Source organism: Bacillus cereus group sp. RP43, assembly GCF_040459645.1.
In the GTDB taxonomy this organism is placed as follows: domain Bacteria; phylum Bacillota; class Bacilli; order Bacillales; family Bacillaceae_G; genus Bacillus_A; species Bacillus_A mycoides_C.
Genome location: NZ_JARVHQ010000001.1, coordinates 2,478,169 through 2,492,834, shown reverse-complemented (window position 1 = coordinate 2,492,834; position 14,666 = coordinate 2,478,169). Strand labels below are relative to the sequence as shown.

The following is a 14,666-nucleotide window of genomic DNA, read 5'->3' as shown; positions in this document are numbered from 1 at the left end:
CTAAAGAGTCAAATAAACAACTCCAATTCTCTAATAATGATGCGTGGAAATATGAATCATTTTATAAGTATCAGCCCTTATTTTCTTATAGCAAGCTTATGAATTTCCTTTCCCAACTTTTTAAACGTTAATACATGTGCCAAATATATATCATTCAATCAAATTTTCTCAACATATAACTTATAGACTTACTCCAATACAGTTGTTACCATATATAATAATCTGTTAGATAAACCCCTTATGTTGACCTGCTTAAATTAGCAGGTCTTTTTTATACTTACATATTGCAATGTATCGTAGGCTGGCTGAAAAGTCTTTTCTCCATTTTAGAACCCTATTCCGCTCTCCACAAATGATTATAATTCCAAAAAGCAAAATATAAATCCGCTACATTCATACAAGCAATTCATTTTTTCTCAATACACAAAGTGAATTTCATTTGTTACTATGAAGGTACTCTAGATGAGTTTTTGCTCATCAACATTATCTAGTTAAAGGGATCTGCTGCGGGAAGCAGATCCCTTTAACTTTATTAAATAGTCTCCTTTTTATTTGGACACATTTACCAGGTTATTTTTTAAAAATTTTATGCTAATATTACGTAGTCGAGTCCGACATCTCGGCAATACCCTTTTGAGGTCCTGCAATTTCCCTTGCAGGACCTCTATTATTTTAAAATTCTTTTGATTCGTATATATCATAAATGTGTTTTTTATTCCCCTTCAACTTTCTCCTTTTCCAACTCTCAAAAAAACTCTTGGACACGTAACTTAAAAATAACGTTTATCATATTGTGAGATATACATGTTCAAAGGAGTGTAACTATTTATGTATACTTATTGGCAATCGTATTACTCCCCTTATCATATCACTAATGGAAACTTCGATTCATTTGTACGAAATTACCGAGTTAGTAAAAACGAAAACTTTTTAAAAGGATATATGCGTTCTTTATGGGAACAACACGTCACTTGGACGCGATTAGCCATTATAGGCATCATCTTTAACTTGCCAGACGTAAACGTTACTGTTGGGCGTCTTCTACAAAATGCAACACATATGGGGCTTTCACTTGAACCATTCTATGGAGAAAATGCAGTAAAAAAATATAGTGCATTAATTAAAGACCACTTAGTAATTGCAGCTGATCTTGTTAAAGCCGCAAAAGCTGGCGATCAAAACGCAGCAGCCGCTATAGAAAAGAAGTGGTACGCTAATGGTGATGAAATTGTTGAGTTTCTAACCAGTATCAACCCATATATAGAAAAAGAAGAATTTAGAAAAATGTTTTATGAGCATTTAGCGTTAACGAAAGCGGAAGCACTCGCCTTCCTAAATAAAGATTATGATGCCAGTGTAAAACTATACGATAAAATTGAAAAAGAAGCATTAGAAATGGCTGATACTATAACAGATGCAATCGTAAAACAATTTCCGCAAGTATTTCAATAATAATAGGCCGATTTGTCTTCAAATCGGCTTATTATTATTGAAATCTAGTTCACATTTTACGCCTCTCCTCTTTACATTTAGCTTATATCGATATATTTTATTAATATCCGTTTTTTATAGGAGGAAATAGTTTGATTAACGCCATTGGTCTCGTATTTATCCTCACAAATAAACACGAGAAAAAGAAGAAAGTTTATCTGAATGAAAAATTCGCATTAATAGACATTATTGATTCTAAGGAAGTATTTGATGATGAAGGTAACTCATTAGTAGAACTAACATGTAAGTACAGTATATATTTAGATGAAAAATACTACTGTAAATCTCTCGATGATTATACTGGACAAGTATTCCCCTTCTTAAGCGCTAAAATAGGAAAAGGACTTCTCAGAAACTTAAATTACTACTTTTCTTACGTTGATGCCTATGATAAAAAACCACCTGTTAAAGAAATAAGACCTCTTATGAAACAAGTAACTAACAGATAACAATAATCATTCAAAAAGAAAGCATCTAATTTTTGATGTTTTCTTTTTTGAATCAAGAACTCGTTACCTTTCATCCTCTTCTAAATGTATGTATACAGGCATACTTTAAATTAAAAACATTGGAGGATTAGACTGAATGAAATACTCAGAAACAATTGTTAGTAAACGGCTTCGAACACTAAAAATGTCTGGTATGTTTTTCATGCTAGTTTTAATCGCATGGCTTGGATATACAAAATTACTTTATGAAAACGGATTTCTTCAAGAAAAGAAAAATTCAGTTGAAGTAATGAATATTAACGTTACTGGAGAAATAGAAAAGAATTTCGATGTAAACTTACAAGGTTTTCGTAAAACGAACCTTGATATTCTAATAGATGCAAGCAAGACTGATCCGAGCGAACTATCATTAATCGAAATTATTAACACATCTTGTTCTCAAGATTGCATAGGTGAACCTTCAACTTACGTTAAATCAAACCACGGATATATCTTTTATACAGAATCTAATGGTACAAATGTAGCTTTAAAAGTTAAAAAGCAAGATTCATGGGAAATTGAAAAGAAATCTGTTCAAAAAGGAATTTAAAAGGTTCATACAAAAAAAGAGTACTTTACTTCAAAGTACTCTTTCAAAGAAAATTACCACTTACGGCATTTATCATCATCATCATCATCGTCACGTTTACGATTGCTGCGGCAATCATCACAATCACAATGACGTTTACGATTGCAACGACAATCATCACAATCTCTGCGTCTACATCTTCCAAACATTAAATCATCCCAAAATCTATTACAATCTCGGAAATGTCTACAACGACAATTATTTCCCATGAATATGACTCCCCCTAATACATATTAGAATTCATCATATTCTATGTTTAAAAGTGTAAAAAGGCTTGTTTAATAGTCTATTTTAAATGTATAAATGTGATGTAATTTGAATCAAGTACTAATTCATACCTATATTTCCTGCTGCGCTTCCACAGCATCATTCAACCTCTGCAACATATACCCAATTCCTTTACACCCTTTTAATGGATATGTAATGATTTCTTCTGGATATAGCTTCGTCACTACTTTCTTATGCTTCTTCCCTGCAAGTAAAACTATTTCATCAAACTGAAGTAAGCCTTTATCAATCATCTGTCGTTTTAATTGTTCTATGCTAATAATTTCATTACTCTTTGAATCAAATGCAAGATCATAGTTTTCCTTTACAATATCATTTGGTCTTAAAAATCCATGCTTTGCTGATAATATAACCCAATTCTCGAAAAACTCAGTTGCATACGCCTGACATGCTTTTCCGAATGGACTAATATATACATCTTTTGCCTCTGCCTCACCGAAATTTGGGTACTTATCCCAAATCTTCTTCTTTCCACATGGAATTATGCATAACCTTTTCATCGTTATTTCTTACCTCGCTTCTATATTTCTTATGAAATATCAATTTTCCAGTACATTTTTTTACAGAATACTATATACTAATCTTGAAAGATTAAATTACATTATCTTCTATATTTGGTTTAATTTCTTTTAGAACAGTCAATTAAGCATATGTATTATTACATAAACACACCGTACTAAAGTCACTTTCATACAGCATGCAGACCCCTCATCCTTTAGTGAATTTGTAAAGATTTCGTAAAATCAAGTATACTTAATCCCCCTATCACTATTCAATAGTACAATATATAAATGTAATATAAGAAGGAGGTGAACAACTATGAAAAATATACTCCCAGCATTATTAGCTTATATTATTGTTTGTATCATCGCAATTATCATTCCAGCATCTGACGGCTATAATAATGTAGGATGGAAATTATTCGTTGGGCAAGCGTACGCAATACCTATTTTCATTATTGCTGCTATTATTACATTTTATATAAACAAGAAAAAGTCTTACGAATAAACGTTTTTAAGGATAGCTAAAGGCTATCCTTATTTTAATTCGTTAATCAGATCCAGAATAGCGCTAGCAGTACTTTCTATCCTTTCTTCCGAAAAGTCAAACTTAACACCTGTATTTTCATATATTTCCTGTATAGATAAATTCCAATCTGAACTCGCTCCCACTTTAAAGAAAGCAATCGCTTTTTCTGGATCTTCCCGATAAATTTGAAACAATTGCATTGCTCCTATTTGTGCAATTGCATATTCAATTTTATAAAAAGGAAACTGAAAATAGTGAAATGACTCTAACCAGCTTGCACCGATTTCATACTCTAATCCTGCAATATCGACCGATGAATATTGATACCTTTTACATAGTTCAACATATTTCTTACCACGCTCTTCTGGTGTATGGTTTGGATTTGTATAGAGCCAGTGTTGGAATACATCTCCTGAAACTGACGACATTAATAAAGACAACGTACGAAACAATTGTACTTGCTGCACTTCCTTATACTCACCCTCTTGCTTATAAAAAATATTAAGCTTATCCATTAATAGTAACTCAAGACTAAGGGAATAAAGTTCAGCCACCTCTTCACAAAGATATCTTTCCTGCATGCTACTTTCATTGTTAAATTGTTTATAAAAATGTAATGCATGGCCTATTTCATGTATTAGTGCATTAATTGCATAAAATGAAGGACTAAAATTAGAATACACAAAAACATCTTTACTATGAGGTAAGGTAAAACAAGCAGCTCCTGGCGCTTTATTTTCTCGTTCTTCTACGTCAATTAATCCCGCTTTCCTTATATGAGTAAATTCCCCATGAAAGCACGAATCTGTCTTCCGTAACATTTCTTCAACCCCACCCAATAAATCAATGTAATTTTCAAACGGAATTTTTTGCAAATTACAAGGAGCAAGATCCCAAGGGCGGTACGTTTTTACACCGAGATTCTTTTTGAAATGACTTCCTAACTGTTTCCAAATTGGTACAACATACTTCTCTATAGATTCATGAAGCTTATAACAATCTTCAATACTGTAATCTCTATTTTTTTGTTTAAAAGCATATTCACTATAATTATTAAATCCTGCATTTAACGCTATCTGATTCCGTAATTGTACAAGTTCCTTCATAATACAATCTATTTCTATTTTCACTACACTTCTTGCTTCGCATAAAGCATACCATACCTTTTCTCGAATAGCTCTATCTGGGTTATCTAGCTGTGCTTTTACGTATGCATACGTCTTTTGTTCTTCTTCCCAATGAATAGCTATGTTAGACATTATTTCTCTATACTTCGTTATAAGCTCTTGCTCTTTAATGGAAAGAGCAATGTTCTTTTCATTAAATATTTTACTTTTCACCAATCTTGCTTTTTTCATAAATCCATATTTCTGCTCATCTAATAAATCGACAAACGGACAATCTTTAAATTTCTGGTCAAATTTTGCATTGTATCTTTTTAAAAGTGGTTGAATTGTATTTTGATTATACATATGTAAATCACGTAAATTACTATCGTCTGTATCTCTATATATAGCAATTAAACTATTAGTTAACTCCTCTTCTATTTCAGCGTTTAAACACTGTTCATCCAAAAGCCAACTCTCTAATTCTAAAACAGAAGTAATATTCCGCTCGAAAAGTGCCTGTAATTTACTTTTCGATGTTTCCAAATCATTAAACATACACAATCCCCCTGTTTTTAATTTCAATTTTCTGTTTTTTATAGATAGAAAAAGACAAGTAGTCAATCCGACTACTTGTCCTTTTTTGTTTATCCGAACTCAATAATATTAAGCTTGGAATGTTTCTGTTAATACAGGAACGATTTGTTTTTTACGAGATACAACACCTTTTAAAGTAGCTTTGTTGTTTTGTAATGTTACGTTGTATGCCTTCTCAACAACGTCTGCTGCTTTGCCGATCGCAAGGCCAACAGAATCGTTAGTTAAGATATCAGTAACAACAAATAAGAATAGGTCTAAACCTTTTTCTTCTACTACTACAGAGATAACTTTTTCAAGTTCCGCTTGGTGTACAAGAACGTCGTTTGTATCAACAGCGTTTACTTGTGCGATTTCAACTTTCGCGTTACCCATTTGGAATTCTTTAGCGTCAAGGGAGATTAATTGCTCCATTGTTTTCCCGCTTAAGTCAGCACCAGCTTTTAACATTTCTAAGCCGTAGCTATCTGCATCTACACCAGCGATTTCCGCTAATTCACGAGCTGCTGCTACGTCTTGCTCTGTGCAAGTTGGAGATTTGAATAGTAAAGAATCTGAAATGATTGCAGATAACATTAAACCTGCAACTTCTTTACGAATTGCAACGCCGTTTTCTTTGTACATTTTGTTTAAGATTGTAGCTGTACATCCAACTGGCTCACAACGGTAGTATATAGGATCGCTTGTTTCAAAGTTAGCAATACGGTGATGGTCAATAACTTCTAACACACGAACAGATTCGATATCGTTAGCACTTTGTTGACGCTCGTTATGGTCTACTAAAATAACGTTGTCCACTTCGCTTGCAACTGTCTCAACAAAACGCGGTCCTTCTACTTTAAAATAGTCTAACGCAAATTGAGTTTCACCGCTGATTTCGCCTAAACGTACAGGCTCAGCATTCATTCCTAATTCTTTTTTCAATTCTGCATAAGCAATTGCAGAACAAATTGCATCTGTATCTGGGTTTTTATGCCCGAAAACTAGTACTTTTTCCATGTTTTCCACCTCTTCATGAAAAGGATATCTTAAAGAAGCAAATATGACAATATTTAAAGCCGAATTTTTTATAAATAATTGTACTTTCTTCTATATTTTTCATAAAAAAAATCATCTAAAATGAATTAGATGATCAAAATGTATATTTAATTTAAAATAGTGTAGGAACTTGCACTACATTGTTAAAAGCAAAATTGGAATTTAAACCATTATTCACAAGGTTCACATCAATAACTTGATAAAACGCATTTCCAGTGTCCGCAATCTCCCAAACAGCTAAAATAAGATGGTAGCCACTACGGTCAGTTGGCACATTTGCTTCATGCGTTACTGTTGTCCCCGGTCTAACTCCGCCATCATTTTTCACATAGAACGGCACTAAATCTAAACTAGACCTTGTTAAAGGCATATTTGGATTCCAATCCTTCTTTGTAATGTAGTATTTCCATTCTTTCGTACTATGAGGAGCGGTTAGTTTCCACTTGAATGTATTCATCCCGCCGTTTAACGTAACTTTCTTCCACCTATCAACTGCTTGAACGTCTAAAGCAGGAAAATGGCCAGCTCCTGCGATTTGTCCATCAGAAGGTCCTAATTGCGGAAAACCCCCTATTCCTTCTACACTTTGTGGTTCATATTGAACTGGACCGCAATTTACATTTACCCCTTGCTTACATAAATAAGATCGGCTCGCTGGTGATTCTACATACCCATGAGCTGAAGCCTTTTCTGAAAATCCAAATGTTAATAATCCCGTAAGTAATATCCCGCCACTTAATATAACCTTCTTCACCTTTTGTAAACTTGTCTTTTTCATTCTTTCATCCCCTTCCCAAAAATGAAATGAAAATAACTATAGTTGCCTAGTCATCTTCTCTACATCCATTATAAGTGGAAGAGTATTACTAAAAGAACCCTCTAAAAACTTTCTCAAATTCTTCTAGCTACAAAAATATCAATTCTTCACGCATTTTAATTACCAGTTATCAAGTCTATTATTTATTTTGTCGTTGTACTGTTAAATACTTATAACACCGTCTGAAAATACAAACGGCGTTAAAGTAGTTAATAATTACTTACAATTATATCTCTCAGTGTAGCTTCGAAAAAAGTTTGATTACATTAACTCTATAAACCTAGATAAAATAATACAAAGAAAAAGTGTGTTTTGAAAAAGATTGATCTAAACACGCTTTAAATATACTCAATTAAACCATTCGTTTATAAATAAATTACTAAATTGGCAAAGGTGGTCTAGTTATCGAATAGCCCTCTTCCTCTCAAATTTGCAGAAACAGGCTCCTTTCCTATCTCACGTGCCCATATAGATAACTGGCCGATATGATGGATTTCGTGGACAATGACATGACGTATTATCTCTCCGTGTGTACATTCAATGACTCGGCGCCTAATTGGTGCGTCTCTAGAACTAATCGGTTCTTCATTGAAGTCAGTTTCTGAAAGTTTTCGAGAATCCATTTCATTTGTCCAAGAGGTCACAAACGGCTTCACTTTCTCGTGGTATTGAGCAGAAAGATTTTTCACTTTTTGCAAGCTGGAATAATCTTTAAATAACGGTTCCTCAGGCACTGGTTCACCTCGCAAACCTAAGATCCACATACATTCCACATCTACAATATGAAATAGCGTATGTAGTATACTGCCGAACCCACCGACCCGTTTCTTTAATAGTTCTTCATCCGACATATCTTCGCAAAATGTAAACCAATCATCACGAACTTGCCAGTTATATTGAAACAGTTTCAACATCACAGCAACCTCCATCTTTTAGATTAGCATTTAATATTCACCAAAAGACTTCAAATTTCCTATTTAAATAATAACTCTAAAAAACTGTTAAAACCTTCTACAAAATGGCCATTTACTTGAACATTCCAGATGAAGTTAAAGGGTCAAAAGAAAAACACTATTGTACAGGGTTTTATCAAACTTTATTTTAAATTATCAATCTTTTTTAAAAATCAACACACAGACATAATAACAAATATGTCGTTTGAAATTATCTCCCTTTTCAAATAAAAAACTAAATCATTTTATAATAAATTACCGTTGCATCTAACTCACCATTCGGAGAAATTGCATAACCTGGTATTTTTCCAGATTCTTGATAGTCTAATGACTTGTACAACCTATTGGAAGGATCTCCTTCTCTAGTATCTAATACTAAAAGAGACTTGTTTTCTTGCTTTGCTCGTTCCTCTGCTTTTTGCATAAGTGAACGTCCAATGCCGTTACGTCTAAAGTTTGGATGAGCCATTAACTTACAAATTTCGGCTCTATGGATCCCGTTAGGCTTTGTAACAAGATGTAATTGAACACTTCCCGCTACTTCATTGTTTATTTTAGCCACATACAATATCACTTCTGGTGCTAATACAGTTTGCCAATAATTTGTTGCTGCTTTTTGTTCCAGTGGAGGTAAAAAACCAATTGATGCCCCATCATCTACAACCGTTGTCAAAAGTTTAGAAAGATCTTCAATCTGATTTTCTAGTTGCTTCATTTCTTCAATTACTAAATTTCGCATTATTTTTCCCCCTTTTGTTTTTATTTTAACAATTTTCATAGCAGGAATAATTAAATATTAAGATGAAATTAATTAAGATACGATTTTTTAAAGAAAGGATCACTATATGAAATATATATTAGAAAGGAAATACGCAAGAGAATTACTGGATTGGGCATATGAACAAAATCCAGGTCCGTGGTTTGAACATTCACGTAATGTTGCCCTTGCAACTGAAAACATAATTGTAGAACTTATTAATAATGGGTACGATCTAGATGCTGACATAGCATACAACGCTGCCCTCCTGCATGACATAGGAAGATATAAAGGTTTTACTAAATCTGTTATTCATTCCTATGATGGTTATATGTATATGAATGATTTAGGGTATACAGGAAACGCCATTATATGTGTGACGCATTCATTTCCTTGCAAAAATGAGCATTTAGATATCGCAGCAGAGTGGAGCCTTGTTCCCGATTATATGAAAAGCTGGTTAATTGAAATATTGAATGAACATAGTGACTATGACTTATACAATAAAGTAATTACCCTTTGTGACGCTCTCGCTGATGCGGAAGGCTTTACTACTCTTGAAAAAAGATTGATTTCAGTTGGTTTACGTCATGGAACAACATCTCATACCTCTTTACATTGGAAAGGATTCTATGCAATTAAGAAAGAATTAGAATCTTTAATCGGTAAGAGCATTTACACACTTCTCCCTGATGTAGAGAAATCAATTTATAAAAATACAGAATATTAAAACAATCATAACTTAAAAACGATACAATTTGTAAGTATGCTTCTAAAAAACTCATTTAAAAGTGGAGGGATTACTTATTAGTAAAATAGGATTTGACTTAATAAATCATGAAGGTAACTTTGAATTTGGATATGAAGATGTAGCCAATATATCCAAGAAATGCAAATTCTCTAACTGTTCGCATACTAATGAACCACACTGTGCAGTTCAAGAGGCTGTATCTAACGGTATTCTTTCTGAAGGAATATTTAATAATTATTATAGAGATATAAACGAGGCACAATATGTTTCTGCACAAAAAAATAAAACGAAAGCTATTGATTATATGAAACAATTGAAACTCTTTCAAAAAAATTAGGCTAAAATAAAAAGCTCTCCTTACAAGCATAATTTAAGGAGAGCTTTTTCACGTTTAATAACTTTGATTTTTCAATTCCACCATACAATCTTGTACTAAAATCATCGCTTAGCACATTTCAGTTCTCCTGAAATTGTAGCTAAAACAAAACAAGCTTCTAAAATCACTTTACTAAGATCAGCCTTTTGTTTAAGAACAAACAAGGACAATATATAACCCTGACAAAAGATTGAATTTTCAGTTTTTTAATCTTAAAAATTTGCATGTTTAAAATTTAACACTATCATCCACCGATACTTTTTCTTTAGAACTTTTCCTTTCAACCTCTTTACTCTGCTCTTCCCAAATTGTTAAACCTTCAATTCCTACTTTTTTAGGATCAAAAACAGGATCTTTCCCTTCTTTTTTCTGCATTTCATAATCTTTTAACACTTTTAATGCAGTTTTACTTAACAATAGGATTGCTATAAGGTTTAGCCATGCCATACTACCAATTCCTAAATCTCCGAGGTTCCATAAAAACGAAGCTGATTCTACACTACCGATGTATACCATAATTAAAAATCCAATTTTTAATACTGGTTTTAACCAGCTATATTTGAGCCCACGATCTAAATAAGTAAGCGTCGTTTCAGCAATATAGTAGTAAGCGAGTAAGGTTGTAAATGCGAAGAAGAAGATTGCGATTGAAATAAATATTGGACCAAATCCGGTCATAACAGTTTCAACTGCTTGTTGTGTATAAATTGGACCTGCTTCCACATTTCCTATATTCTGTACAATAGCACTTTTCCCTTCAGGTATAACATTATACATACCTGTTATTAATATCATAAGAGCTGTCGCTGTACATACTACAATTGTATCGATATATACAGAAAACGCTTGAACTAACCCTTGTTTTGCAGGATGTGATACTTCAGCAGCTGCAGAACTATATGTTGCTTCTCCTACACCAGCAACGTTTGAAAATACTGCACGCTTTACTCCCCATGCAATAGCTGCCCCAACGATTCCTCCAAACATTTCATTTACACCAAATGCGCTTGAGAAAATTAAAGCAAACATACTTGGAATTTCCGTTACATTTGCAATTAATACGATACATGTAACAATTACATAACCAATTGCCATAAATGGAACTAACATTTGTGAAACGCCTGCAATTCTCTTTACTCCACCAAAAATAATCGCTGCCAGTAATACAACTAAAAATATACCAGTTACATATTTACTAATGCCAGAAGAGTTTTCAAATCCAACCGCGATACTACTTGATTGAATACCTGGTAATAAAACGCCATATGAAAGTGTTACAACCACTGCTACAATGACCGCAAACCATTTCATTTTCAAACCTTTTTCAATGAAATATGGTGTACCACCGCGGTATTCATTTCCAACTTTACTTTTATATACTTGTGCTAATGTTGATTCAACAAATGCACTAGCCGCTCCTAATAGAGCCATCATCCACATCCAAAATACAGCTCCAGGTCCGCCAAAAGCGATAGCTGTCGCGACTCCTGCGATATTCCCTATTCCAACCCTACCTGATAACGCCAAACAAAATGCTTGAAAGGATGATATTCCCGTCTCCGAGCTCTTCCCTTCAAATAATAGTTTAATCATCTCTTTAAAATAACGAACTTGTAAAAAACGAGTTGCAATTGTGAAATACACTCCTGCTCCTAATGCAAAAACAACTAAACCAATACTCCATACTTGCCCTACTAACCATTCTACTAATTTCTCCATCCAAATCCCCCTTATTATTCTTTTGAAAAAGCAATTTTATATATAAGAAAACGGACAACCTTTAATCTACCTACCAGTTGTCCGCATCTCTTACTATATTTCATCATTTTTTTATCCCGCTATTTACGGGTAGTATGTCATGCGTTGAACACAAAGGAAGTAAATTGGAAAATCACCTACCCGTAAATACCTGATTGGTTCAACTACTATTCAGCAGGGATTAAAAGACTCCCGACTGAATAGAGTATCACTTAATATTTACCCAAACACTTTTCACTTCTGTATAGTTATCAAGGGCGTATGAACCTAATTCACGTCCAACACCAGATTGCTTATATCCACCAAATGGTGCAGCAGCATTTTCTAAGTTATAATCATTAATCCAAACTGTTCCTGCCTTTAATTTATTGGCAACTTGATGCCCTGTTTTAATATTTTGTGTCCATACACCCGCAGCAAGCCCATATGAAGAGCGATTCGCTCTTTCAATTACTTCTTCTGTCGAATCAAACGGGAGAACAACGACAACCGGTCCAAAGATTTCTTCCTTAACAATTGTCATATCATCAGTAACATTTGTGAATACTGTTGGCTGTACAAAATAACCTTTTTCAAATGCACGTTCACCGCCAGCTGCAACAGTAGCACCTTCAGCTTTTCCTTGTTCAATGTAATTTAGCACACGATCTTGTTGTTTTTTAGATACGAGCGGTCCCATTTCAGTTTCCGCCTCCATACCTGCTCCAAGCTTCACTTCATTTGCCATTTTTACAAGTTCATTTACGACTGTTTCATAATGCTTTCGATGAACGAAGACTCGAGATCCTGCGCTACAATTTTGACCATGATTATACATAATTCCTTGGAACGCACCGTTAATCGCTTCTTCTAAGTCAGCATCTTCTAAAATGATGTTTGGTGACTTACCACCAAGTTCTAATGTTACATGTTTAATTGTTTCTGCAGATTGTCGCATAATATATTTCCCTGTAACTGTTGAACCTGTGAAAGCTACTTTATCAATATCATGATGGTTTACAATTGCAGCACCTGCTTCAGGGCCGAAACCTGGTACAAAGTTTACAACACCGTTTGGAAACCCAGCTTCTTTAAAAAGCTTCGCTGTATATAGTAAAGATAAAGGTGTTTGCTCTGCTGGTTTTAATACAATCGTACAACCTGTCGCGAGTGCAGCTCCCATTTTCCAAGAAGACATAACAAGCGGAAAATTCCACGGGATAATTTGACCTACAACACCAACCGGTTCATGGCGTGTGTAATTTAAGTAATCTTTTGAAATCGGAATTGTTTGTCCGATAATTTTTGTAGCCCACCCTGCATAATAACGATAATTTTCAACCGTCGCTGCAATATCATCTTCAAGTGCTACTTGATATGGTTTTCCATTATCTAAAGCTTCCAGCTGTGCCAATTCTTCTCTATGCTCTTCAATTAAATCTGCTAATTTATAAATAAGATGTGCTCTTTCAGCAGTAGTCATCTCTGCCCACGGGCCTGATTCAAATGCAAATCTTGCCGCTTTTACTGCGATATCAACATCTTCTTCTTGTGCTTCACATACGACCGCTAGAACGTCTTCTGTCGCTGGATTGTATGTTTCAAATGTCTTCCCACTAATAGAAGGAACAAATTCGCCATTTATGAACATTTTAATTTCTTCATTTAAAAACGCTTTCACTTTTGGTTTCAGCTCAATGTTTGTCGTTAACATATATACTCTCCTCCTTATTTAAACAGCTGCATGAGCTGCAATTTCTGATAAAATAGTTTGAAGTTTTTGATCTTCTTCTTCAGTTAATCCTAATCTTGGATAACGAGAAGGTCCTCCGGATTGCCCGTGTAATTCCATTGACCGTTTAACGATTTGTACATATTTCCCTGATCCTTCAAGAAATTCACAAAGAGGTAAAATCGCATCGTTTATCTCCCATGCTTTTTCTAATTCACCATTTTGAAAATGCTCATACATTTTCGTAACGAGTCCTGGTACGATATTTCCTGCTACTGAAACCCATCCTGAGGCACCAACTAAATAAGATTCCATAACTAAATCTTCAGATCCGCAGAAAACTTGGAAAGCACCTTCGCCTTGTCTTACTAAATCTCTCGCTTTACGAATATCTCCACTAGACTCTTTAATATGTGTAACATTTTCACACTCTTTTCCAATTCGAAGCATTAACTCTGTACTCATATCAACACCAGAAGTAAATGGATTATTGTATAACATAATTGGTATATTTACAGCGTTTGAGATTTCTTTAAAATGAAAATAAATTTCCTCTTCCTTCGGTTTACAATAGTAAGAGTTTATAATTAATGCGCAATCCGCTCCGTGTGCTTCTGCATGTTTCGTATATTCAATCGTTTCTTTCGTCGTTTCTGCTGCAGTTCCAACAATGACTGGAATACGGCCATCGACTTCTTTTAATACTGTTTCTACCATGTTAAATCGTTCTTCTTTTGATAAACTAACAAATTCTCCCGTACTTCCATTAATAATAATTCCAGTTACTTTTTTCTCAATAAAGTAGTTTACGTTTTGCTTTACACCTTTCCAATCAATCTCTTGAAACTCATCCATTGGTGTTATTAATACTGGAAATGCCCCTTTAATATTTTGCATTTTTATCTCTCCCTTAAACA

General features: G+C 34.0%; 16 protein-coding genes. 6 read left to right on the top strand and 10 right to left on the bottom strand.

The features are described 5' to 3' along the window. Nucleotides 1-828 precede the first annotated feature (828 nt). The 3 genes from QCI75_RS13165 (at nucleotide 829) to QCI75_RS13155 (ending at nucleotide 2,529) form a co-directional block, all read left to right on the top strand. A complete protein-coding gene (locus tag QCI75_RS13165) occupies nucleotides 829-1,452 on the top strand; it encodes an acetylglutamate kinase (RefSeq protein WP_088078706.1) in 624 nt (207 codons plus the stop codon). Nucleotides 1,453-1,583: 131 nt separating this feature from the next. After that, nucleotides 1,584-1,940 carry a hypothetical protein gene (locus QCI75_RS13160; protein ID WP_000606233.1) on the top strand — a complete coding sequence of 119 codons (357 nt, stop codon included), beginning with the start codon at nucleotides 1,584-1,586 and terminating at the stop codon, nucleotides 1,938-1,940. 136 nt (nucleotides 1,941-2,076) lie between these two features. Beyond that, nucleotides 2,077-2,529 carry a hypothetical protein gene (locus QCI75_RS13155; protein WP_144508714.1) on the top strand — a complete coding sequence of 151 codons (453 nt, stop codon included), beginning with the start codon at nucleotides 2,077-2,079 and terminating at the stop codon, nucleotides 2,527-2,529. A gap of 53 nt (nucleotides 2,530-2,582) precedes the next feature. On the opposite strand, the gene QCI75_RS13150 is transcribed toward QCI75_RS13155, so the two are convergent. Then, complete coding sequence (locus QCI75_RS13150; RefSeq protein WP_353760629.1) at nucleotides 2,583-2,777, bottom strand: hypothetical protein; 195 nt, start codon at nucleotides 2,775-2,777, stop codon at nucleotides 2,583-2,585. 129 nt (nucleotides 2,778-2,906) lie between these two features. Next, nucleotides 2,907-3,356 carry a DUF6884 domain-containing protein gene (locus QCI75_RS13145; RefSeq protein ID WP_144508716.1) on the bottom strand — a complete coding sequence of 150 codons (450 nt, stop codon included), beginning with the start codon at nucleotides 3,354-3,356 and terminating at the stop codon, nucleotides 2,907-2,909. Between the two features lie 319 nt (nucleotides 3,357-3,675). Here QCI75_RS13145 and QCI75_RS13140 point away from each other — a divergent pair, with 319 nt between their 5' ends. Further along, nucleotides 3,676-3,864 carry a DUF4017 family protein gene (locus tag QCI75_RS13140; protein WP_353760628.1) on the top strand — a complete coding sequence of 63 codons (189 nt, stop codon included), beginning with the start codon at nucleotides 3,676-3,678 and terminating at the stop codon, nucleotides 3,862-3,864. Between the two features lie 29 nt (nucleotides 3,865-3,893). On the opposite strand, the gene QCI75_RS13135 is transcribed toward QCI75_RS13140, so the two are convergent. From QCI75_RS13135 to QCI75_RS13115, 5 genes are all read right to left on the bottom strand, one after another. Then, nucleotides 3,894-5,549 (bottom strand): M3 family oligoendopeptidase, encoded by a 1,656-nt coding sequence (locus tag QCI75_RS13135; protein ID WP_353760627.1) that lies wholly within the window; start codon nucleotides 5,547-5,549, stop codon nucleotides 3,894-3,896. A 108-nt stretch (nucleotides 5,550-5,657) separates the two neighbouring features. Then, a complete protein-coding gene (gene ppaC / locus QCI75_RS13130; RefSeq protein WP_144508719.1) occupies nucleotides 5,658-6,587 on the bottom strand; it encodes a manganese-dependent inorganic pyrophosphatase in 930 nt (309 codons plus the stop codon). Between the two features lie 151 nt (nucleotides 6,588-6,738). Continuing rightward, a complete protein-coding gene (locus tag QCI75_RS13125) occupies nucleotides 6,739-7,404 on the bottom strand; it encodes a lytic polysaccharide monooxygenase (protein ID WP_002012991.1) in 666 nt (221 codons plus the stop codon). 437 nt (nucleotides 7,405-7,841) lie between these two features. Further along, nucleotides 7,842-8,357, bottom strand: a complete 516-nt coding sequence (locus QCI75_RS13120) for a DinB family protein (RefSeq protein ID WP_353760625.1) — start codon at nucleotides 8,355-8,357, stop codon at nucleotides 7,842-7,844. 274 nt (nucleotides 8,358-8,631) lie between these two features. Further along, entirely contained in the window at nucleotides 8,632-9,135 is a 504-nt protein-coding gene (locus QCI75_RS13115) for a GNAT family N-acetyltransferase (RefSeq protein ID WP_353760624.1), read from the bottom strand. Between the two features lie 106 nt (nucleotides 9,136-9,241). Here QCI75_RS13115 and QCI75_RS13110 point away from each other — a divergent pair, with 106 nt between their 5' ends. Together QCI75_RS13110 and QCI75_RS13105 are read left to right on the top strand one after the other, a co-directional pair. Next, nucleotides 9,242-9,883: an HD domain-containing protein gene (locus QCI75_RS13110; protein WP_353760623.1), complete on the top strand. Its 642-nt coding sequence runs from the start codon at nucleotides 9,242-9,244 to the stop codon at nucleotides 9,881-9,883. Between the two features lie 61 nt (nucleotides 9,884-9,944). Continuing rightward, nucleotides 9,945-10,241 (top strand): P-loop NTPase family protein, encoded by a 297-nt coding sequence (locus QCI75_RS13105; protein ID WP_186320938.1) that lies wholly within the window; start codon nucleotides 9,945-9,947, stop codon nucleotides 10,239-10,241. 267 nt (nucleotides 10,242-10,508) lie between these two features. Here QCI75_RS13105 and QCI75_RS13100 read toward each other — a convergent pair whose 3' ends face one another. The 3 genes from QCI75_RS13100 to dapA all read right to left on the bottom strand — a co-directional run bounded on the left by QCI75_RS13100 (nucleotide 10,509) and on the right by dapA (nucleotide 14,646). Beyond that, complete coding sequence (locus tag QCI75_RS13100) at nucleotides 10,509-11,999, bottom strand: alanine/glycine:cation symporter family protein (RefSeq protein WP_353760622.1); 1,491 nt, start codon at nucleotides 11,997-11,999, stop codon at nucleotides 10,509-10,511. 247 nt (nucleotides 12,000-12,246) lie between these two features. After that, on the bottom strand, nucleotides 12,247-13,731 hold the full coding sequence (locus QCI75_RS13095; protein ID WP_144507233.1) for an aldehyde dehydrogenase family protein: 1,485 nt from the start codon (nucleotides 13,729-13,731) through the stop codon (nucleotides 12,247-12,249). Nucleotides 13,732-13,749: 18 nt separating this feature from the next. Further along, nucleotides 13,750-14,646: a 4-hydroxy-tetrahydrodipicolinate synthase gene (gene dapA / locus QCI75_RS13090; protein ID WP_353760621.1), complete on the bottom strand. Its 897-nt coding sequence runs from the start codon at nucleotides 14,644-14,646 to the stop codon at nucleotides 13,750-13,752. Nucleotides 14,647-14,666: the final 20 nt, after the last annotated feature.